The 23,359-nt window shown below is 38.3% G+C and carries 20 protein-coding genes; all 20 read right to left on the bottom strand.

What is annotated here, in order from left to right; all coding sequences use genetic code 11:
- Positions 1-84 precede the first annotated feature (84 nt).
- Entirely contained in the window at positions 85-1,035 is a 951-nt protein-coding gene (ribF, locus tag C8K15_RS01890; protein WP_108584668.1) for a riboflavin biosynthesis protein RibF, read from the bottom strand.
- Complete coding sequence (gene truB, locus C8K15_RS01885; RefSeq protein ID WP_108584666.1) at positions 1,032-1,964, bottom strand: tRNA pseudouridine(55) synthase TruB; 933 nt, start codon at positions 1,962-1,964, stop codon at positions 1,032-1,034. The genes ribF and truB overlap by 4 nt, the downstream gene beginning before the upstream one ends.
- Positions 1,965-2,048: 84 nt before the next feature.
- Positions 2,049-2,489: a 30S ribosome-binding factor RbfA gene (gene rbfA / locus C8K15_RS01880; RefSeq protein ID WP_108584665.1), complete on the bottom strand. Its 441-nt coding sequence runs from the start codon at positions 2,487-2,489 to the stop codon at positions 2,049-2,051.
- A gap of 22 nt (positions 2,490-2,511) precedes the next feature.
- Positions 2,512-2,790 (bottom strand): DUF503 domain-containing protein, encoded by a 279-nt coding sequence (locus tag C8K15_RS01875; protein ID WP_108584663.1) that lies wholly within the window; start codon positions 2,788-2,790, stop codon positions 2,512-2,514.
- Positions 2,787-5,324: a translation initiation factor IF-2 gene (gene infB, locus C8K15_RS01870; RefSeq protein ID WP_108584662.1), complete on the bottom strand. Its 2,538-nt coding sequence runs from the start codon at positions 5,322-5,324 to the stop codon at positions 2,787-2,789. The genes C8K15_RS01875 and infB overlap by 4 nt, the downstream gene beginning before the upstream one ends.
- A 4-nt stretch (positions 5,325-5,328) precedes the next feature.
- Positions 5,329-5,649 (bottom strand): YlxQ family RNA-binding protein, encoded by a 321-nt coding sequence (locus C8K15_RS01865; RefSeq protein WP_108584660.1) that lies wholly within the window; start codon positions 5,647-5,649, stop codon positions 5,329-5,331.
- On the bottom strand, positions 5,646-5,924 hold the full coding sequence (gene rnpM, locus C8K15_RS01860) for an RNase P modulator RnpM (protein WP_108584658.1): 279 nt from the start codon (positions 5,922-5,924) through the stop codon (positions 5,646-5,648). The genes C8K15_RS01865 and rnpM overlap by 4 nt, the downstream gene beginning before the upstream one ends.
- A 19-nt stretch (positions 5,925-5,943) precedes the next feature.
- On the bottom strand, positions 5,944-7,113 hold the full coding sequence (gene nusA, locus C8K15_RS01855; RefSeq protein WP_108584656.1) for a transcription termination factor NusA: 1,170 nt from the start codon (positions 7,111-7,113) through the stop codon (positions 5,944-5,946).
- A 23-nt stretch (positions 7,114-7,136) separates the two neighbouring features.
- Entirely contained in the window at positions 7,137-7,613 is a 477-nt protein-coding gene (gene rimP, locus C8K15_RS01850) for a ribosome maturation factor RimP (RefSeq protein WP_108584655.1), read from the bottom strand.
- Between the two features lie 134 nt (positions 7,614-7,747).
- Entirely contained in the window at positions 7,748-12,076 is a 4,329-nt protein-coding gene (locus C8K15_RS01845; RefSeq protein ID WP_108584653.1) for a PolC-type DNA polymerase III, read from the bottom strand.
- Between the two features lie 65 nt (positions 12,077-12,141).
- On the bottom strand, positions 12,142-13,854 hold the full coding sequence (locus C8K15_RS01840; protein WP_108584652.1) for a proline--tRNA ligase: 1,713 nt from the start codon (positions 13,852-13,854) through the stop codon (positions 12,142-12,144).
- A 38-nt stretch (positions 13,855-13,892) separates the two neighbouring features.
- Complete coding sequence (gene rseP / locus C8K15_RS01835; RefSeq protein ID WP_108584651.1) at positions 13,893-15,152, bottom strand: RIP metalloprotease RseP; 1,260 nt, start codon at positions 15,150-15,152, stop codon at positions 13,893-13,895.
- 46 nt (positions 15,153-15,198) lie between these two features.
- Positions 15,199-16,347, bottom strand: a complete 1,149-nt coding sequence (dxr, locus tag C8K15_RS01830; protein WP_108584649.1) for a 1-deoxy-D-xylulose-5-phosphate reductoisomerase — start codon at positions 16,345-16,347, stop codon at positions 15,199-15,201.
- A gap of 15 nt (positions 16,348-16,362) precedes the next feature.
- Positions 16,363-17,163, bottom strand: a complete 801-nt coding sequence (locus C8K15_RS01825; RefSeq protein WP_108584648.1) for a phosphatidate cytidylyltransferase — start codon at positions 17,161-17,163, stop codon at positions 16,363-16,365.
- Complete coding sequence (locus C8K15_RS01820) at positions 17,160-17,954, bottom strand: undecaprenyl pyrophosphate synthase (protein WP_108584646.1); 795 nt, start codon at positions 17,952-17,954, stop codon at positions 17,160-17,162. Before C8K15_RS01820 ends, C8K15_RS01825 begins: the two co-directional genes overlap by 4 nt.
- Before the next feature lie 138 nt (positions 17,955-18,092).
- Positions 18,093-18,650, bottom strand: coding sequence for a ribosome recycling factor (frr, locus tag C8K15_RS01815; protein ID WP_108584645.1), 558 nt, complete (start codon positions 18,648-18,650; stop codon positions 18,093-18,095).
- Positions 18,650-19,375 (bottom strand): UMP kinase, encoded by a 726-nt coding sequence (pyrH, locus tag C8K15_RS01810; protein ID WP_108584643.1) that lies wholly within the window; start codon positions 19,373-19,375, stop codon positions 18,650-18,652. Before pyrH ends, frr begins: the two co-directional genes overlap by 1 nt.
- A gap of 114 nt (positions 19,376-19,489) precedes the next feature.
- On the bottom strand, positions 19,490-20,374 hold the full coding sequence (gene tsf, locus C8K15_RS01805) for a translation elongation factor Ts (protein ID WP_108584642.1): 885 nt from the start codon (positions 20,372-20,374) through the stop codon (positions 19,490-19,492).
- 89 nt (positions 20,375-20,463) lie between these two features.
- Positions 20,464-21,174, bottom strand: a complete 711-nt coding sequence (gene rpsB, locus C8K15_RS01800) for a 30S ribosomal protein S2 (protein ID WP_108584640.1) — start codon at positions 21,172-21,174, stop codon at positions 20,464-20,466.
- Between the two features lie 1,375 nt (positions 21,175-22,549).
- Positions 22,550-23,329, bottom strand: coding sequence for a GTP-sensing pleiotropic transcriptional regulator CodY (gene codY / locus C8K15_RS01795; RefSeq protein ID WP_108584639.1), 780 nt, complete (start codon positions 23,327-23,329; stop codon positions 22,550-22,552).
- Between the last annotated feature and the right edge of the window lie 30 nt (positions 23,330-23,359).

The following is a 23,359-nucleotide window of genomic DNA, read 5'->3' as shown; positions in this document are numbered from 1 at the left end:
TGGTGATTCGCACTGCCAAGCAACGGTTAGGCATATCTCTATGCACTTAAGAATAGTAGCACATTCACTACTTCTTTGCAACTCTTAAGTAGACAGTTGAAGAAATGATATAGCTGTTTGTTTATCTTTTTCAATTTGATGTTTTAACGAATCAATGCCATCAAATTTACGTTCATCTCTAATATGATGATACCAGTCAACGAAGACTTCTTCTCCATAAATGTTCTTATCAAAATTAAATAAATGAACTTCAATTGTTAAGTGTTTTTCTTCTGGGTTTTTAAACGTTGGTTTATACCCAACATTGCAAACACCATCTACCCATTCGTCTTGCACTAACATCCTGACTGCATAGACACCAGTTGCAGGAATATAAAATCCTTCTTTTGGCTGGATATTGGCCGTTGGGAAGCCGATTGTTCGACCTCGCTTGTCTCCATGAACAACTATTCCTGGAATTTGAAAAGGTCTACCGAGCAATTCAAGAACATTTTCCATGTTACCTAATGTTAATGCTTGTCGAATACGTGTAGAACTAATTTTTTCACTATCAGCTGATTTTTTTTCAACGACCGATACATGAAAATCGTTTTGGGCTAATTCTTTCATTATCTCCATATTGCCTTTTCCACAAGAACCAAAAGTGAAATCGTACCCTGCTGTTACATGCTTTACATTCAATTGACGAATAAATGTATCAACAAAATTTTCTGGAGTTAATTGGGCAAAATCAGATGTAAAGCGAACCACGAATGTTGTATCTACACCCATTGATTGAAGCAAATCTAATTTTTGTTCAAGTGGAGTAATATAAAATACTTTTTCATTTCGTTTTCCAAGGACAATCGAAGGGTGGGGATCAAATGTCATGACCGCTAATCTTAATCCTTGCTCTTCTGCCACTCTTTTTGCATGTCCAATAACTTCTCGATGGCCACGGTGTATGCCATCAAAAAATCCAATCGCTAAAGAAAACGGACCAGTAATTGATGAATCACTTATGTGGTGTGGATAGGATAAATGTACAGTGTTCATTCCGCATCTCCTTCTTTAGGTAATCGATTAAACATTTTTTCAGGTTTCATCTTACCTTCCTTGGAAGGATGGTTGACATAAACTGCAACTGCTCGTCCAAATCTAGTAAAAACTATTCGTTCTTGTGACTGAAGCGCGTTAATTGCATCTAATACTTGTCCATTTTGAATTGCTTTTTCTAAGTGATTGGGAACCTCAAACTTCGGCATATCTTCGAGAGCATAATCTAATTCATATAAATTATCATTTAATGAATTTTGATCTACTAAATCTTGGACTTGTTTTAAAGTAAAACAATTGGCCGCTTTAAATGTACCAGACGCTGTACGTACTAACTTCGACATATGTGCAGGATATCCAAGTTTCTCGCCTATTTGAACAGCAAGCGTCCGAATATAGGTTCCTTTGCTACACGACACACGAATGTTAAATGATACTCGTTCGCCAGAAAAACTGGTTTCTTCACTTAGTAGAGATAATTCGTAAATATTTACTTGTCTTGTCGGTCTATCTATTGAAATTCCAGCGCGTGCATATTCGTAGAGTTTTTTACCATTTACTTTTACCGCTGAATACATAGGTGGGGTTTGTTCGATAGTTCCAGTTAATTCAGTTAAAGCTGTAAGGATATCTTGGCGGGAAAATTGTTTGTATGAATCATTACTTTCCACAACCTCGCCGTCTGCGTCTTCTGTAGTAGTGGATATACCAATCGTCACTTCAGCCTCGTAAATTTTACCTGCGTTAGTGAGGTACTCTGCTACTTTTGTCGATTCCCCTAAACAAATCGGGAGGACTCCCTCAACACTTGGATCTAAAGTTCCTGTATGGCCGATGCGTTTCATTTTTAAAATTTTACGTAGTTTAAAGACGCAATCGTGGGACGTCATCCCTTTTTCTTTCCATAGCGGAAGAATGCCGTTTTGCATCCGGTCCCACTCCTTTATACGTATTATGTATTTTGTAAATAGGAAAGAAGCCTGCTAAAACTAAGTTTCGCAGACTTCTTTTGGTTATTCAACTTCTTCAGTTTTGATTTCTTTAATCTCAACTTCTTCAGTTTTGATTTCTTTAATCTCAACTTCTTCAGTATTGATTTCTTCAATCTCAACTTCTTCAGTTTTGATCTGTTTAAGTAAGTTATCGATTTTATTCCCGTAATCAAAAGACTTATCGAGTTCAAACATAAGTTCTGGTGTCTTACGTAATCGAATTCGTTGACCAATTTCAGTACGCATGAATCCTTTAGCTTGAGTTAAACCTTTTAACGTTTCGCGACGTTTCCTATCATCTCCGAGAACGGTAATAAAGACAGTTGCTTGTTGTAAATCACCTGTAACTTCAACATCCGTTACAGTGACAAACCCAATACGCGGGTCTTTTAGTTTACGAGCTATGATTTCGCCTAATTCTTTTTTCATTTGTTCTGCTACTCGATTTGAGCGATTCGCCATGGTGGCTTCACCTCTGTTCTATCTATAAGTGTTCACGGATAGTTTCCGTTCGTTCCCACTCTGGATTAGATTCCAAGTAATGTATGGCGTGGGTCAGTTCACGGTCGCTTGCGTCACTAGAAGAAGCGACACAAACAATCGCAATACGAGTCCTTTGCCATTTATCTTGATGATCTATCTCAGAAATCGATACGTTAAACTTTTGCTTCGTTCGAGTAAGCATGCGCTGCAGGACAGCGCGCTTCTCTTTTAACGAATGGGAAGTCGGAATGATGAATTCGCATTCCGCATATGAAATCATTTGCGTTTGATTTCTTCCATTACGAATGCTTCAATAATGTCGCCTTCTTTAACATCATGATAGTTTTTCACAGTTATCCCACATTCATACCCTTTTGCAACTTCTTTTGCATCATCTTTGAAGCGTTTAAGTGAATCTAACTCACCTTCAAATACAACAATGCTGTCACGAATAACACGGATGCCACTATCTCGGCTAATTTTACCTTCAGTTACATAACTTCCAGCAATTGTTCCAATTTTCGTAACCTTAAACGTTTCACGAACTTCAGCTTGACCAATGATTTTTTCTTGGAATTCAGGATCTAGTAATCCAGTCATTGCAGCTTCAATTTCTTCAATTACTTTATAGATAATGCGGTGTAGACGAATGTCCACTCCTTCAGCTTCTGCTGCACGTTTTGCATTAGTATCTGGTCGTACATTAAATCCAATAACGATTGCATTTGAAGCTGCAGCAAGTGAGATATCAGATTCTGTAATTGCACCAGCACCAGTGTGAATGATACGTACATTTACGCCTTCAACTTCAAGCTTCATAAGTGAAGCTGCCATAGCTTCAACAGCACCTTGAACGTCGGCTTTAACAATAATGTTTAACTCTTTCATTTCACCTTGTTTCATTTGGTCAAATAAGTTATCAAGAGTTACACGTGTTTTTTCTGAACGTTGTGCTTGTAGAGCTGTAGATGCACGAGACTCTCCAACTTGGCGAGCTGTTTTCTCATCTTCAAATACTACGAAACGATCTCCAGCTTGAGGCACTTCATTTAACCCAGTAATTTCAACAGGTGTACTTGGACCCGCTTCTTTAACTCGACGACCTAAATCGTTGACCATCGCACGAACACGACCATACGTGTGACCCACTACAATTGGATCTCCAATTTTTAGTGTTCCATCTTGTATTAGAAGTGTTGCGACAGAGCCACGACCTTTGTCAAGTTGAGCTTCGATTACTGTACCAATTGCACGACGTCTAGAGTCTGCTTTTAGCTCAGCAACTTCAGAAACTAAAAGAATCATTTCTAATAAGTTATCGATACCCTCACCTTTTAAAGCTGAGATAGGTGCAAAGATTGTTTCTCCGCCCCATTCTTCAGAAACTAATCCATGTTCAGTTAATTCTTGCATAACACGTTCAGGATTAGCAGATGGTTTATCCATTTTATTCACAGCAACGATAATTGGCACTTCTGCAGCTTTCGCATGGTTTATTGCTTCAATTGTTTGAGGCATTACACCATCATCAGCAGCTACAACCAAAATCGTAATATCAGTTACTTTTGCTCCACGAGCACGCATCGTTGTAAAGGCTGCGTGTCCAGGTGTATCTAAGAATGTAATTTTCTTGCCATTTTCAACAACTTGGTAAGCTCCAATATGTTGAGTAATTCCGCCAGCTTCACCAGCAGTTACTTTTGTTTTTCGAATTGAATCTAGAAGAGTTGTTTTACCATGGTCAACGTGCCCCATAATTGTTACAACTGGTGGACGTTCTAGTTGAACACCTTGTTCTTCTTGTTCGCCCTCGAAATATCCTTCTAAATCAGAAATATCTACACGAATCTCTTCTTCTACTTCGACACCGTAATCTGTACAAATTAATTCAATTGCATCTTTATCTAACTCTTGGTTAATTGTTGCCATTACACCAAGTAAGAATAATTTTTTGATGATTTCAGATGGCTCTCTACCTAATTTTTTCGCTAGTTCTGCAACTGTTAATGATTCATAGAATGTAATTTTTTCTGGTAATTCTTTTTCTTTTCTTGGTACTGGTGGTGCTACTGGTTGACGGTTTTGTTTGCCTTTATTTCTTCCTCCAGCGCGGTTACCAGTTCCAGGACGGTGATTTCCGCCGCCAGCACGAGGGTTAAAGCTTGAACCCGGTGCACGGTTTGGACCAAAATTCTTCGCTTTAGTCTGAGTACCTTGTTCTTGATTGCGACCATCACCTGAAGTTGCTGTTACAGGTTTTGTCTTATCGCGTGATGGAGTTGTAGCATTCGCTACGCCACGACTTTGCCCCACTGGTGCTTTTGGTCCAGTTGATTGAGTACCACTGCTTTGTTGTGGGCGGTTCCCTTGATAACCACTACCTTGTGGACGGTTTCCTTGAGTACCACTGCCTTGTGGGCGATTCCCTTGGTAACCAGAACCTTGTGGGCGATTCCCTTGAGAACTGCTACCTTGAGGACGGTTTCCTTGGTAACCAGAACCTTGTGGACGACTCCCTTGAGTACTAGAACCTTGCGGGCGAGTACCTTGTGAACCTGATCCTTGTGGACGATTGCCTTGATAACCCGAACCTTGTGGACGATCACCTTGCGGACGATTGGCATTTGTTGATGCAGGTTTTTGTGCAGGAGTAGACGTTTTTTTATAGACAGAGTCTAATTTAGAAACCGCATCTCCCTCTAAAGTCGACATATGATTCGTCACTTGTACATTTAATTTACCTAATTGATCGATAACTTCTTTACTTGTTTTATTAATTTGCTTTGCGTATTCATGAACCCGTAGTTTGGTCATTAGGTCACCCCCGATTAAATTCGTTGAGTAGTTCGGAAAGTTTTTTCGCAAAACCTTGGTCGGTTACTGCGAGTACCACACGGGCATCTTTTCCTGTAGCATGTCCGAGATCTGAACGATCACCGAATACATGTAACTCAACGTTGTAAGACTTACATTTATCTTGAATTTTTTTCAACGTATTAGCAGAAGCATCAGATGAGATAATAACAATCTTAGCCTGGCTATTACGAATAACTTTTACGACTAATTCTTCACCAGACGTTAACATTCTCGCACTGACAGCTAACCCGAGAAGTTGTAAAATTTGTTGCTTTTGTTTCATTTCAGTTGCTCTCTTTCAATCACAGTTAACAAATCATCAAAAATGCTCTCTGGTATTTTTGCTTCTAATTGGTTATCCAGGATTTTGCGTTTTTTCGCAATTTCAACTGCTTGTTTGGTTTTAGAAACATATGCTCCTCGACCTGACTTTTTACCCGTTAAGTCAACCGAAACTTCGCCTTCTTTTGATCGAACAATACGAATCATTTCTTTCTTAGGAAACATTTCGCCTGTCGCAACGCATTTTCGTAAAGGTATTTTCTTTTGACTAGACATCAAAATTCACCCTCTTCGCTTATTCTTCATCTTTGTAAAGATCGTAATTATCATCGCTATTATCTTCGAACTCTTCATCTATATCGCTAAAGCTTTCAGAAGCTTGAGCTGGATAAATACCAAGTTCGCGAGCATCAGTTTCACTCTTAATATCAATTTTCCATCCTGTTAACTTTGCTGCTAGACGCGCGTTTTGACCACGTTTACCAATAGCTAAAGACAATTGATAATCCGGAACTACTACCGTCGTCGATTTTTCGTCTTCATTGATTTGCACATCTAACACTTTAGAAGGGCTAAGAGCATTTGCAACAAAGATTACTGGATCTTCAGACCACTCGACGATATCAATTTTTTCACCATTTAATTCATTAACGATGGTTTGTACACGTGAACCTTTTGCACCAACGCAAGAACCAACTGGATCAACATCATCGTTATGTGCAACAACTGAAATTTTCGAACGATCTCCAGCTTCGCGTGCGATAGATTTAATTTCCACAATGCCATCATAGATTTCAGGTACTTCCATTTCAAACAAGCGACGAAGTAAGCCTGGATGTGTGCGAGACACAAATACTTGTGGTCCACGAGTTGTACGTTCTACTTTTGTAATATACACTTTTATACGTTCATGAGGACGGTATGTTTCCGTAAGAATTTGTTCATTCACAGGTAATACCGCTTCTACTTTTCCAAGCCCTACATAAATATTACGAGCATCTAAACGTTCCACAATTCCATTGACAATGTCTTCTTCACGGTCAACATATTCTTCATAAATCATGCCACGTTCTGCTTCACGAACACGTTGTGTAACAACTTGTTTAGCTGTTTGAGCAGCGATACGTCCAAAGTTTCTTGGCGTCACTTCTTGCTCCACTACATCTCCGAGTTCGTACGCTGGATTTACTTGTTTAGCGTCTTCCAATGAAATATGTAGACGGTCGTCTAATACTTCTTCCATTACATCTTTACGTGAAAATACTAACATCGTACCGTTATCTAGGTTTAAGTCAACACGGACGTTTTGTGCTTGATTAAAATTGCGTTTATACGCCGTAACAAGCGCAGCTTCGATTGCTTCAATTAAAACTTCACGTGAAATTCCTTTTTGCTTTTCAAGAGCCGTTAAAGCATCTAGCAACTCATTTGCATTTGCCTTTGACTTTGCCTTTGACTTTGCCATTTTTCTTCACTCCTACATTCACATTATGCAGAGAAATTGATTGCTAAACGTGCCAAAGCAATTTTCTCATGTGCAAGTTGAACTTTAATTTTTCTGGTTTTAACTCGATATTCAATTTCTAGACCTTGCTCACTATAAGCAGTTAATATTCCTTCGAACTCTTTCAAGCCATTCACTGGTTCATATGTTTTTACAAATACGAATTGACCAATTGCTCGAAGATAATCACTTTCTTTTTTCAATGGACGTTCAGCCCCAGGTGAAGAAACTTCTAAAAAGTAATTTTGTTCAATTGGATCATTAGCATCTAACACTTCACTTACGCGCTCACTTACTAGTGCACAATGTTCTATGTCAATACCACCTTGAGGAGTATCTACATAAATACGTAAGAACCAATTTCTACCTTCTCTAACGAACTCTAAATCAATGAGTTCCAATTTCAATTCTTGAACTATTGGCGTTACAAGCTTTTCTACTTCGATTAATATATTGCTCATACATGCCTCCCGAAGCGACTTATTTTCGACATAACAAACAGAAAAGAGCGGGAAATCCCACTCTTTTGCCGTAAATCTATCAACAACTTGTTATACAAATGATACCATACGATAGCGCTCAGTGCAAGTTACGCCTAGAACAGTGATAATTGATTGGCATCCGGCATTCCTTCTAAACAGCCAAGTTGATTCATGTACTCAAGTAAGGTTTTTGAAACCCGTCCACGTTGACCTAAATCCTCTTTAGATAAAAACTCACCATTTTTACGAGCTTCTACAATTGTTTTAGCAACGTTAGTTCCTAAACCTGGAATCGCATTGAATGGCGGGATCAATCCCATGCCATCAATAACAAATTCAGCTGCTTTTGATTCATATAGATCCACTTTTTTAAAGTGATAGCCACGTTCACACATTTCAAGTGCGATTTCAAGCACAGTTAGTAAGCTTTTTTCTTTAGGAGCAGCGTCAAGCCCTTTGGCATTAATCTCATCTATTTTTGCACGGATAGATGCTGGACCTTTTGTCATTGCATGTAGGTCAAAGTCTGCAGCTCGGACTGTAAAATACGCTGCATAATATAAAATCGGGAAATGCACTTTGAAATAGGCAATACGAACAGCCATTAAAACGTAAGCTGCTGCGTGGGCTTTCGGGAACATGTATTTAATCTTCTTACATGAATCGATATACCAGGCAGGTACTCCGTTTGTGCGCATGTCTGCTTCAAACTCTGGAGTTAATCCTTTACCTTTACGAACAGACTCCATAATTTTAAATGCCAGTGATGGTTCGAGTCCTTGGTAAATTAAATAAACCATAATATCATCACGACAACCAATAACATCAGACAATTGGCATGTACCGTTTTGAATAAGCTCTTGTGCATTTCCAAGCCATACGTCAGTTCCATGAGACAGACCAGAAATTTGAACAAGCTCTGAGAATGTTGTAGGTTTCGTTTCTTCTAACATTTGTCTTACGAAACGAGTACCAAACTCAGGAATTCCTAAAGTCCCAGTTTTACAACCTATTTGTTCTTGTGTCACTCCTAGGGATTCTGTTCCAGAATAAATCTTCATTACTTCAGGATCATCAGTTGGTACAGTTTTAGGGTCAATTCCTGATAAATCTTGCAACATCCGAATGACTGTTGGATCATCATGTCCCAGAATATCCAGTTTTAATAAGTTATCGTGAATAGAATGGAAATCAAAGTGAGTCGTCTTCCATTCAGAGTCTTGGGCGTCGGCTGGGAACTGTATAGGCGAAAAATCAAAAATATCCATATAGTCTGGTACAACGATAATACCACCTGGATGCTGCCCGGTTGAACGTTTAACTCCAGTACATCCTTGCACTAGTCGATCAATTTCTGCACCACGGATGGTTAGGTTATGATCATTGGCGTAGCCTCGAACATAGCCATAAGCTGTTTTATCCGCAACTGTACCGATTGTACCTGCTCGATATACATTGTCTTCACCAAATAAAACTTTTGTATAATTATGAGCTTTCGATTGATATTCACCACTGAAGTTCAGATCTATATCAGGAACTTTATCTCCTTTAAAACCTAGGAATGTTTCGAAAGGTATATCTTGTCCATCTTTTTTATAAGGTGTTTCACAGTGAACACAAACTTTGTTGGGTAAATCAAATCCTGAACTTACTGACCCATCATCGAAGAATTCAGCATGTTGACATAATGGACAAATGTAGTGTGGCGGTAAAGGGTTTACCTCTGTAATCTCCATTAATGTAGCGACAAGAGATGAACCTACTGAACCACGTGAACCTACTAAATATCCATCATCCAATGATTTTTTTACGAGCTTGTGAGAAATTAAATAAATAACAGCAAATCCATGACCGATAATGGATGTCAGTTCTTTTTCAATACGGGCTTCCACAATTTCCGGTAACGATTCCCCGTATATTTGTCTCGCCATCGCATAACTCATTTCACGAACTTCTTCATCGGATCCTTCGATCTTAGGTGTATATAAATCATCTTTTATCGGTTTTATTTCTTCGATTCTAGCAGATATTTTATGTGCATTCTCGACTACGATTTGTTTCGCTGTCTCTTCTCCTAAGAAGGAAAATGCATCTAACATTTCATTTGTTGTACGGAAATGAACTTTCGGTAATTTATGACGGTTTAAAGGATTAGCTCCACCTTGTCCGCCAATAAGAATTTGTCTGAAAATCGCATCATTTTCATTCACATAATGAACATTACCAGTTGCAACAACTGGAAGATCTACTTTTTTACCTAACTTTATCATCTTACGAATAATATCTTCGAGATTCCATTCATCTCTTACCAGTTCAAGCTCAATTAAATGTGCATAAACTTCTTTCGGATGAATTTCTAAGTAGTCATAGAACTTTGCAATGTCTTCAACTTCTTCTGGAGACTTTTGCATTAATCCTTCAAATACTTCACCTTTATCGCATCCTGATCCGATCAAAAGCCCTTTACGGTGCTTCACTAACACGGATTTTGGTATACGTGGTACACGGAAAAATGTATTCATGTGAGATGAAGAAACCAGCTTAAATAAGTTTTTCAAACCTATTTCATCAGTGGCAAGAAGCGTACAGTGGGAAGGTCGTGCCCTTTTGTATGACTCTCCGTTACCAGTTTGATGATTGAATTCATCGTGGTAGTGTATGCCTTTTTCTTCGGCTTCTTTTAACAAGTTTAAAAGTAATTCACCCGTCGCTTCAGCATCATATATTGCCCGGTGATGTTGTGTAAGGTCAATATTGAATTTTTTAGCCATCGTGTTTAAGCGATGGTTTTTCATTTCAGGATGCAAAAAACGAGATAACTCTAACGTATCGATAACGGGATGAATGGTTTTTTCAAGCCCACATTTTTTATAACCTACATACAAAAAGCCCATATCGAATGATGCATTGTGAGCCACTAAAATACTGTCACCAATCCAGTCATGAAAACGGTTAATAACATCTTCGATTTCTGGAGCATTATTGACCATATCATCCGTTATACCTGTTAAATTAATGGTTGTGGCAGATAACGCATGATGAGGATTTGAAAAGCTTTCAAATTTATCAATGACTTGCCCATTTTTTATTTTTACAGCTGCAAGTTCGATAATGCTGTTGTACACAGCAGACAGCCCAGTAGTTTCAACGTCAAAAACAACATATGTTGCATCAGCTAATGCACGATGTTCTTCTTCATACGCGATTGGTACCCCATCATTCACCATATATATTTCTAAGCCATAAATAATTTTAATGCCGTACTTTTTCCCAGCTGCATAAGCATCCGGAAACGACTGAACGACTGCATGGTCGGTAATCGCAACTGCAGGATGCCCCCATTTTGCTGCTTGTGCAACTAATGCATCAACCGACGAAACTGCATCCATTTGACTCATTGGTGTGTGTAAATGTAGTTCAATGCGTTTTTGATCTTCAGGTGCGGTATCCTTTCTGGCATCCACTTTGATTTCCATAATATCTTGTGCCATTACAATTAAGTCACGGACAAACGTATCATTTTGAACAGAACCTCGGACTTTTAACCAAGTGCCTTTTTTAAGTAAGCCCATGAGTTCAGCATCTTCTTTATCTCGAGAGAACATTTTCACGAGAATCGAGTCGGTATAGTCAGTGACTTTTACCGTTAATAAGGAACGACCACTACGCAATTCCTTTACTTCTACATCAAAGACAAAACCTTCAATCGTAATGCGACGTTCTTCATCTTGAATTTGTTTAATTTCGAGAATTGGTTCATCTGCTTTAATAGGAGTCCCTAGTTGGAAAGGACCATTCAAAGTCGCGCCTGGGTTCGCTTGGCGCTCCGTTTCACGTTTCTGCATATCCGCTAATGCTTTTTTGCCAAGTTCATCTTCTTCAAGCTTTCTTTGCTTCATGAAAGCTAGTTGAGCTTCTGCGAGTTCCTCTTTTTCCTCGATTAATTTAAAATCAATCGGCAATACAGGAAAACCGTACGAGGAATAAATATCAGATATTTTAGAGGCATATTTATTTTTGAAAGTACGGAACTCGATTTCTTGAGCACATGTAAATTGGACTGTTTGTCCATTAAATGTCGGAAGTTGTGTAAGTAATCGATCCCTAAGTGGTGGTGACATATCGTCAATTTCTTGTAATATAAAGGGCCAGTATGCAGCGATTGCTTGTTCTTCTACTTGAGGCTGAACACAGATAATTGATACTTTAATATCTGCAATGCCTGCGAACTTTTCACGCAAGCGCATATGAAATAACTGAAACATATTAAAAGGTAAGAGTTGCTCAACTTGAATGGTAAAGCGCCAAACACGTTCTTTTTTATGGACGGTCATTCGGCTTAAAGATGCAGATTCGAAATGAATCATATATTCATCAGCTGTCAGTTCTAACTGCTGCAATAATAGTTGTAAACGTCTTTTGGCATCCTGTTCGATTGTCATAACAATGCCTCCTTTCTTTCATAAGAAAAAGAAAGGAAGACCCGATTTCAAGGTCTTCCTTCTGATTAATCGTTTATTGACGAAAAGAAAGATTGAAGATGTTCAAGTACCTCTTCTTTTTTCCACTCAAATACTTCGCCAGTTTTACGTATTTTCACTTCGACTAAACCTTCTACTGCTTTTTTACCGACTGTTATCCGAATTGGTAATCCAATTAAATCAGAATCAGCAAATTTCACTCCAGCACGTTCTGGACGATCATCATATAAAACGTCAAAGCGATTTGATTTTAACATTTTATATAAATCATCCGCAAGTGTTACTTGTGCTTCATCTTTTGTGTTAATCGGCACTAAATGTACATCATATGGTGCAACGGCATGTGGCCAAATAAAACCTTTGTCGTCTTGGAATTGTTCTGCAACTGCAGCCATCACACGAGAAACACCTATACCATAACAACCCATTATGTACGGCTGTGAGCGTCCATTATCATCTAGGAAAGTTCCATTCATTGGTTCGGAGTAAGTTGTCCCAAGTTTAAAGACGTGTCCTACTTCAATTCCTTTAGCAAAGACGATTGTGCCTTTTCCGTCTGGAGATGGATCACCTTCCATAATAAAACGTAAATCTTCAAAATGATCAACAGTAAAGTCACGCTCAGCATTCACATTAACTAAATGGAATCCAGCTTCGTTCGCTCCACAAACCCCGTTACGAATTGCCGCAACAGCATGATCCGCAAGTACTTTAATACCATCTGGAATGTTAACAGGACCAAGGGAACCAGCTTCACAGTTTAACAATTGTTGAACTTCTTCTTCAGTTGCAAACTCCACTACTTTTGCTTGTAGTGCGTTTTTCACTTTAATGTCATTAATTTCATGATCTCCACGTGCCAAAACAATCACTAATTCTTCGTCAACATTAAACACTAACGTTTTGATAACTTGATGAGCGTCTTTGTTTAAGAAGCTTGAAACTTGTTCAATCGTTTTTTGGTCTGGTGTCGCTACTTTCTCGACATCCATGATTTCTTCTGTAGAAGAAGTATACGATACATTCACTTCGGCCATCTCAATATTAGCTGCGAAGTCTGATGCATCTGAATAAGCAATCGTGTCTTCTCCTATTTCAGAAAGCACCATAAATTCATGTGTATCTTTCCCTCCGATAGCACCAGAATCTGCAATAACTGCTCGGAAATTCAACCCTAATCTAGAGAAAATATTTGTATATGCTTGTACCATATCTTCATAAGTTTGATCTAAACTTTCACGTGTCGCATGGAAAGAATACGCATCCTTCATTAGGAATTCTCGTCCACGAAGTAAACCAAAGCGAGGGCGCTTTTCGTCACGGAACTTAGCTTGAATTTGATACAAAGTAAGTGGTAATTTTTTATATGACTTAATCTCATCACGTAACAATGAGGTAATGACTTCTTCATGGGTTGCGCCAAGTGCAAATTCACGATTATGGCGATCTTTTAGACGCATTAATTCAGGACCATATGAGTACCAACGTCCAGTTTCTTGCCATAATTCCGCTTGTTGCATAGCAGGCATTAATACTTCAACACCATTTATTGCATCCATTTCTTCACGAACAATACTTTCAACTTTTTGCAGAACGCGTTTACCTAGAGGTAAAAATGAATAGATACCACTTGTATTTTGACGAATAAATCCTGCGCGAAGGAGCAGCTGATGAGACTTAACGTCTGCATCAGCTGGGGTTTCACGAAGTGTAGGGATGAATGTTAGACTTTGTTTCATAATTTAAAAACTCCTCATAGCAATCGCATATTTAATAGTTAAAAGAAAAATCTTTGAATATCATTCCAAGTCACAACAACCATAAGTACCATCAGCAACATGATTCCAACAAAATGGACCATGCCCTCTTTTTGACGATCCACAGGTTTTCCGCGTACCGCTTCAATTAAGAAGAATAATAATCTCCCGCCATCAAGCGCTGGTAATGGAAGTAAATTCATAATACCTAAGTTAATGCTTAGAATAGCTGCCCAATTCATTAAATTAAACACTCCGTACTGAGCCACTTGTTCAGTTGCTTTGTATATCCCAACAGGTCCAGACAAAGCATCAATTGTAAATTGACCAGTAACCAACATACCAAGCAGTTCGAAAATCTTGGCAATCCATGTTACGGTTTGTTCCGCACCAAAGGCAACAGCTTTTAATGGGTTTTTTTCGACAGGACTTTCATATAAAACACCGATTTGACCAACAGTCTCACCATCTTGTTTGACGGATTTTGGTGTAATAGTTGATTTAATAACTTCTCCATCACGAACATATTCGAATGTTAAAGCTTCACCAGCACTTGCTTGTACTTTTGAAGCAAGTTCTTGCCATGAATCAATTGATTGTCCATCAATTTTCGTAACTAAGTCTCCCTCTTGCATACCGGAATCAAGGGCTGGACCAGCTTCTGATACGCCTGAAATGATTGGTTCATATGTTGGAACGCCTTGTAACAATCCAATCATTAAAAAAATGAAAAAAGCTAAAATAAAGTTAAACAATGGACCCGCAAAAATCGTGATAAACCGATTACCAATTGATTTCGAACCGAATTGGCGGTCATGAGGTGCAATCAACGTATCTTTTCCATTTTCAGTTATAACGGCTTTTCGTGACACATTGTATCGTACTAATCGTTCTTCTTCATCATAACCTTCAACCCAAAGACCTTTTTCTAAGTCTGCTCGTTCTGTTTCTAAAAACAACATATCTTGCTGTTGTTTATTTTGATTTAATACGATTTTCACAACTTCTTCTTTAGCATTTAAAACTAAACCTACTCTGAATCCAGGTTGTAATTCAACCGAATCCATATCTTCTCCAGCCATTCGAACGTATCCACCAAGTGGAAGTAAACGAAGTGTATAAAGAGTTTCACCTTTTGTGATTGCAACTATTTTAGGCCCAAAACCTATTGCAAATTCACGAACCATGATTCCCGCACGTTTTGCAAAAATAAAGTGACCTAGTTCATGAAAAAATACTAGTGAACCAAATATTAATATAAAAGCAATGGTTGTCTCCATAATGTCCCACCTTTTTTAAAGCGTTTTGCCGTCATCAATCTTTCAATCATTTTACCATGTTTTGAACTGTTTTTCTCGTAATAGCATCTACGTGTAAAATCGTTTCTAAATCAGGTGTACGTATCACATCATGTTTGTCCATCACACGCTCAATTAATTCTTCGATTTGTAAGAATCGAATGTCTCCATTTAAAAATAACGCAACGGCCGCTTCATTTGCAGCATTTAACACGGTTGTCATCGAACCACCTGCTCGTCCAGCGTCATAAGCAAGTTTTAAAGCACGAAAACGTTCCAAATTCATTTCCTCGAAATGCAGTTTGCCTATTTCAACAAGATTTAAACGCTTTGCTTGTTTTCTTGGCAAACGATTAGGATATGAAAGTGCATATTGAATAGGTACACGCATATCCGGAGTACCGAGTTGAGCCATTACACTTGTGTCATGAAACTCCACCATTGAGTGAATAATACTTTCTCTGTGTAATAAAACGTCGATATCATCGTAAGACATATCAAATAATACTTGTGCCTCTATCACTTCTAATCCTTTGTTCATCATCGTTGCCGAGTCAATTGTGATTTTAGCTCCCATTGACCAGTTAGGATGATTTAAAGCATCTTGAATCGTTACATTTTCTAATTCTTGTCTAGTACGATCGCGGAAGCTTCCTCCTGATGCAGTCAAAATTAAGCGACTGACTTGGCTACGCTTTTCACCATTCATCGACTGAAAAAGTGCTGAATGCTCACTATCAACCGGTAAAATCGGTGAGTTATATTTAGCCGCCGCTGCCATAACTAGATGTCCAGCTGTAACAAGTGTTTCTTTATTTGCGAGAGCAATTGTTTTTTGTTGTTTAATTGCCTCTAAAGTAGATTCAAGTCCGACACTACCTAATACTGCATTTACTAAAACGGAAGCGTCGGAATGTGTTGCTACTTCAATCAACCCTTTGCTACCATATGCAAGTTCAATACTCGGAAATTCCTTTTTTAGAAGAATCGCATCATTTTCGTTTTGGACTGATACCAGGGCAGGACTAAATTCACGAATAATTTCTCGCGTTTTATCTAAATTACGACCTGCCGAAAATGCTACTAATTTAAATTCTTGTGGATGCTCTCTAATGATGTCGATTGTTTGAATCCCAATCGAACCTGTTGCACCTAATAAAGTAATATGCTTTGTCATTAACTTTAAATCTCCTTAACCAACAAAATGCAAGAAATGTAAAAGCGGTAACACAAATAATAAGCTATCAAATCGATCTAAAACCCCACCATGTCCAGGTAATAAATTTCCTGAATCTTTTACTTTGTAATGTCGTTTAAGTGCGGACTCAACTAAATCTCCTACTTGACCAAAGATGGAAGCTAAAATCGTTACAATGACAAGTACAAAATACGATGAACTGATTGGTGATATCCATTGATAAACGACTGCAAAAATAATAGCTGTCGCAATTCCTCCAATAAAGCCTTCAATGGTTTTATTAGGAGAAATCTCAGGCCACAATTTCTTTTTCCCGAATTTTTTCCCAGTAAAATAGGCACCTGAATCAGTTGTCCAAATAATTAATAAAGCAAAAATCACGTATTGAAGGCCATTGTCAATTAATCGAGTCTCAATGAAATAGAAGAATCCTATCCCAACATATAATGCTCCCATTATCGAGAATGCAGCATCTTCAAAAGTATAACGATTTTTCACAACCACGGTGTACGTTAATAATAAAAGAACGGCAATAAGTGCAAAATCTATTTTGGTATATCCCGTAGTTTCCATAAATGAAATCGACCACTCGCTTGGCATTAAAAATGCAAACAAAGCGAATAATGTGATGAAACCATGGACCGAAAAAATCGAAAGACCTTTCATTCGAAGTATTTCATATAACCCCACCGCTGCCATAGCGTAAACTAGGATCGTAAATGGCAATCCTCCAAGCATGACAATTGGAATGAACAAGGCTGCGGCAATTACCGCTGTAATAATGCGTTGTTTCAATTTGTTTCTTCTCCCTTCAATCCCCCGTAGCGACGATTTCGCTTTTGATAACTTTCTACAGCATCAAGTAAACAATCTTCATCAAAATCCGGCCACAATGTGTCGGTAAACCAAAACTCGGTATATGCCAATTGCCATAACATAAAGTTACTGAGACGGACTTCTCCACTCGTTCGAATAAGCAGGTCAGGATCTGGCAAATCACAAGTCATTAAATGCTGTGATATTAAGTCCTCGTTGACTTCGGTATAATCAAGTGTCCCTAGCTGAATCTGTTGCGAAATCTTTTGCATCGCTTGTGCTATTTCTGCTCGACTTCCATAGTTCAACGCGAAATTTAATACTAAACCTGTATTCTCTTTTGTTTGTTCCATTGCTTTTCGCACAGCTTCTTGAGTATGTTTTGGTAAAGTTTCATTTTCCCCCATCATAACGACCTTCACATTTTGTTCAATGAGCTCAGGAAGATACTTACCTAAAAATTCTTCAGGCAAGCGCATGATGAAATCAACTTCAAGTTTTGGACGCTTCCAATTCTCGGTTGAAAATGCATAAACAGTCAAGGCGCGCACACCTAAGTCATTTGCTAGTCGTGTGATTTTCCGCACAGTTTTCATGCCTTCGTGATGACCAGCTACCCGTGGAAGTGCGCGTTTTTTTGCCCATCTCCCATTACCGTCCATGATAATAGCAATGTGAGATGGAATATGTTCATTTTTAGAATGCGATATTCGCTCCTCGAGCGTTTGTTTTTGTCGTTCGGGTTTTCTCCGAATGAGTTTATGTAACATGTTGAGTCCTCCACTTTACGCACTTATCGGAATGTTGTCTTTCCTATCATATCAAAAAACGTTGGAATTTTCTTCATTCCCACAAAAAAAGACGTCCTATTTGATAGGAACGTCTTAACAGCGAAAAAGTTCAAAAAATTAAACCTCTAAAATTTCTTTTTCTTTTTCTTTTGCTACTTGATCTACCTGAACGATATGATCATCTGTTAATTTTTGAACACTGTCAGAGAATCCACGTAAATCATCTTCAGTAATTTCACTTTTCTTCTCTAATTTTTTCAATTCATCATTCGCATCACGGCGAATATTACGAATACCAACTTTAGCTTCTTCTGCTTCTTTCTTAACCAGTTTCACCAAATCTTTACGGCGCTCTTCAGTTAAAGCAGGAATAGCAATACGAATAATTGTTCCATCATTCGTTGGGGAAATCCCAAGGTCTGATTTTTGAATTGCTTTTTCAATGTCACCTAGAGCTGTTTTATCATAAGGTTGAATCGTTATCAATCTAGCTTCAGGTGTAGCAATACCCGCGATTTGATTGATTGGCGTAGGTGAGCCATAATAATCAACTGAGATTTTATCTAATAAAGATGAACTTGCACGACCTGCACGAATCGTCGAAAGCTCACGACTTAAAGCTTGAATAGCCTTAACCATTCTTTCTTTTGTTTGATCAATCACTTGTTTTGACATTAAGAATTCCTCCTAACGATTGTTCCAATTTTTTCGCCTAATACGGCACGTTTAATATTTCCATTCTCCATAATTGAGAATACTATGAGTGGGATATCGTTGTCCATACATAAAGTCGATGCCGTTGAATCCATTACTTGTAAACCTTGTTGAATAACTTCTAAGAAAGTTAAATCCTCGTATTTGACCGCATCGTTATCTGTTTTTGGATCAGCTGAATAAACACCATCAACATTGTTTTTACCCATTAATATTACATCAGCTTCTATTTCTGCTGCACGTAGAGCTGCAGTAGTATCTGTTGAGAAGTAAGGATTTCCGGTTCCTGCTGCAAAAATAACAACGCGCTTCTTCTCTAAATGACGAATTGCTTTTCTGCGAATATATGGTTCAGCAACTTGTCGCATTTCAATAGATGATTGGACGCGTGTTTCAACTCCTGACTTTTCAAGGGAATCTTGTAGTGCTAAAGAGTTCATTACAGTAGCTAACATGCCCATATAGTCCGCAGTTGCGCGGTCCATACCCATTTCGCTACCTACTTTACCACGCCAGATATTTCCGCCGCCTACAACAACCGCAACTTCCACACCTAAATCAACTACTTCTTTCACTTGTTCCGCAACAGACATAATAATTTCTGGGGATAAACCAAAACCTTGTTCTCCTGCTAAAGCTTCTCCGCTTAATTTCAAAACAACTCTTTTATATTGTGGTGTGCTCATAAGTAGCCTCCATTACACTTTTTTCTCGAAAAATAGGGAACACAGAATCGTGCTCCCCAGAGTAAATCAAATATTTATAGTAGCTCATCTTCGAGCAAATGCGAATTTTACTTATTACCCTTTGTTAACTTGGCTCATTACTTCTTCAGCGAAGTTGTCTTGGCGTTTTTCGATTCCTTCACCAACACCATAACGTACGAATTCAGTAACAGTACCACCCGTTGTTTTCACGAAATCTTTAACTTTTTGATCTGAGTTTTTAACGAATGATTGTTCAAGTAAACATACATCTTCAAAATATTTACCAAGACGGCCTTCAACCATTTTAGCAACGATGTTTTCAGGTTTACCTTCATTTAATGCTTGCTCAGTTAATACTTTGCGCTCGCGGTCCACATCTTCTTCAGAAACTTCGTCGCGAGAAATAAATTGTGGGTTTAAAGCTGCAACATGCATAGCAACGTCTTTAGCTGCTTGTGCATCTGTTGAACCTTCAAGTGTTACTAGAACACCAATACGTCCACCCATGTGTAGGTAAGGACCAAAAGCATCATTGTCAGTTTTTGTACGAACTACAAAACGACGTAATGTGATTTTTTCACCAATTTTTGCAATAGCATTTGAAATGTGGTCTGCAACATTTAATCCGTTAGACATTGTAGAAGCTGTAGCTTCTTCCACTGTAGCAGGTTTTGTAGCTAATAAGTGCTCAGCTAATTCTCTTACTAAAGTTTGGAAACCTTCGTTTTTAGCAACGAAATCAGTTTCAGCATTTACTTCAACTAAAACAGCGTCATTACCTTGTTCTAAGATGTAAGTTGTACCTTCTGCTGCGATACGATCAGCTTTTTTAGCTGCGCTTGAAAGACCTTTTTCACGTAAAAAGTCTACTGCTGCATCGATATTACCGTCTGTTTCTACTAACGCTTTTTTACAGTCCATCATACCTGCGCCTGTTTTTGCGCGTAATTCTTTAACCATTTGTGCTGTAACTGCCATTGTTGTTTCCTCCTATTCAAGTATCAACTTAATTCTCAAAAAAAGGTGATAAGGGGTTTAAGCCGCTTATCACCTGGAAATACGTGGGATTACTCAGCAGCTTCAGCTGGAGATTCTTCACCTTGTTTTGACTCAAGTAACGCGTCAGCCATTTTACCAGTTAATAATTTAACGGCACGGATAGCATCGTCGTTTGCAGGAATAATGTAGTCGATTTCATCTGGATCACAGTTTGTATCAACAATTCCTACAAGAGGAATGTTCAATTTAATAGCTTCTGCAACAGCGATACGCTCTTTACGTGGGTCTACTACGAACATTACATCCGGTACACCTTTCATGTCGCGAATACCGCCTAAGAATTTAACAAGACGTTCGTGTTGTTTTTTAAGTTGAACTACTTCTTTTTTAGGAAGGACATCGAAAGTACCGTCTTCTTCCATTTTTTCGATTGCTTTTAAACGGTTAACACGTTTTTGAATCGTACCGAAGTTTGTTAATGTTCCACCCAACCAACGTTGGTTAACATAGTACATACCTGAACGTTCTGCTTCTTCTTTGATTGCTTCTTGGGCTTGTTTTTTCGTACCTACGAAAAGAACTTTACCACCGTCAGCACCAACTTGACGCATGAATTCGTATGCTTCTTCTAATTTCTTAACCGTTTTTTGAAGATCGATGATGTAGATACCATTACGTTCCACAAAAATAAATTTTTTCATTTTTGGGTTCCAACGGCGAGTTTGGTGACCGAAGTGTACACCTGCTTCAAGTAATTGTTTCATTGAGATTACTGACATTTTTTGTTTCCTCCTGATATGGTTTTTTTTCCCTCCGCATTCTTCAACTAGCGCTCAAGACCTTAATCTGATTAAGGACCACTTGTCACTATCCAAATGCGTGTGTGATAACACCATTTGATAATATACCATGTATAGACTATTCTCGCAAGTGTTTAGTTGAAAATTTTAATGCATTGTGTAATCTTGTAACTTTGTTTGGAGACACTATTTAATTACTTGAGGTGTTTATAAGGTTGTAAAACTGAATGAAGCAAAAAGGTTTTCAGTCCGCTTCGGACGTTTATTTTGCTGCACCTTGGTCTTGAGAATAAAGAGGATAGGCTTGTGACTACGTCACTCGCCATCCTCGCTTTTTCCAGATCATCTTGCGGCTGATTCGCGTCCTTCACTCCCTTGCAACCTAGATGCACACATTTAAGATCGTTTGGTTTACTAAAGAAGAGATACTCCCTTTCTGTAGATATTCGGCCGAAGATGCTATTTCAGCCTCTGTCTGCTTCTTTTATATCCAAGACTACATTTCTAGTTAGTAGTAATACGTTTTTAAAGGAAAAATAAACGTGGCAGATAATGTTTACTCTAAGGCAAAAAGGTTTCCAGTCCGCTTCAGACGCATTTGTTGCTGCACCTTGGTCTCTAGAATAAAGAGGACAGGCTTGTGACTTCGTCACTCGCCATCATCGCTTTTTTCAGATCACCTTGCGACTGATTCGCGTCCTCCGCTCCCTTTCAACCTAGTTGCACACAGCTAAAATCGTTTGGTTTACTTAGGAATCGACTCTCTCTTTGAGTAGATATTCGGCCGAAGATAATATTTCTGCCACATTCAGCTTTTTTATTTTTGCGCACTTCTCATCATCACTATCAGTCGCGCGGGGGCGATAATAAAAAACTCCCAAATAAAGAAATGCGGTAGCCGACGAAATTGTATCTTCGGCGGTCTGGTTAGCAAAAAAAAGTGACAATTATTTAGTAAACCAAAATCAAAAAACATTTTGCCCCAAGGTTGCAGGCAATCGCCGAAAGTATTCGAGTAGCAAGATTGTCTAGAAAAATCAGAGGGAGATAAAAGTGCTGCATGGTGCTTTCCAAAGTTCCCCGGAAACCTCAGTGTTAAAGTGATTTATGGTTTATGGATTAGTAAACTAGCCATTTTACATTTCTTCTTTCCAACAGTAGCGCAGCGAAAACAAAACCATTTAATATTTTTTTTTGGATACTGCTTTGGCCTTACCTGTTTCAATAAGTTGACCAGGGAATGAGACGTGTTTGAGACCATAACTAGAAAATCAGATATGTCTATATCACAAGTCTTTCTACTCCATATAAAAAACAACCACAAGGACTGAGCCCTGTGATTGTTAGCTTGTACTTATTTAAGTTTTAGTTGAGCTAATTCGTTTAAGAATTTGTCGTTTAATACTTTAATATACGTCCCTTTCATTCCTAAAGAACGTGATTCGATAACGCCAGCACTTTCTAATTTACGTAAAGCGTTAACGATTACTGAACGTGTAATTCCAACACGGTCAGCAATTTTAGAAGCTACAAGTAAGCCTTCGTTGCCATCAAGCTCTTCGAAGATATGTTCAATTGCTTCTAACTCACTGTATGATAATGAGTTAATTGCCATTTGAACAACAGCTTTCGTACGTGCTTCAACTTCGATTTGTTCTGATTTTTCACGAAGGATTTCCATCCCAACAACTGTAGCACCATATTCACCAAGAATTAAATCATCGTCATGGAATTCATTTTTTAAACGTCCAAGAATTAAAGTTCCTAAACGATCTCCGCCACCAATGATTGGAACAATCGTTGTCAAACCATCTTTAAACAATTCACGATTTTCTATAGGGAACACTGTGTGTTCGCTATATACATCTAAGTTAGAAGATGTTTCGTTTACGTTGAAAAGGTTTTTTGTATATGCTTCTGGGAATTGACGTTCTTCCATCATTTGAATCATACGTTCATTTTCGATTTGTTGATTAATCTCAAATCCTAATAATTTTCCTTTACGGCTAAGAATGAACACGTTACATTCGATAACACCGCTAAGTGTTGTTGCCATTTCTTTAAAGTTTACTTGTTTACCTGCTGAAGCTTGTAGCATTGAGTTGATCTTTCTTGTTTTTCCTAATAAATTCATGAATGTTTCCTCCTATAATGGTTGTAGCTA

This window comes from Paenisporosarcina sp. OV554 (genome assembly GCF_003058165.1).
In the GTDB taxonomy this organism is placed as follows: domain Bacteria; phylum Bacillota; class Bacilli; order Bacillales_A; family Planococcaceae; genus Paenisporosarcina.
The sequence above is the reverse complement of the archived record's forward strand: the minus strand, read 5'-3'. Positions and strand labels throughout refer to the sequence as shown.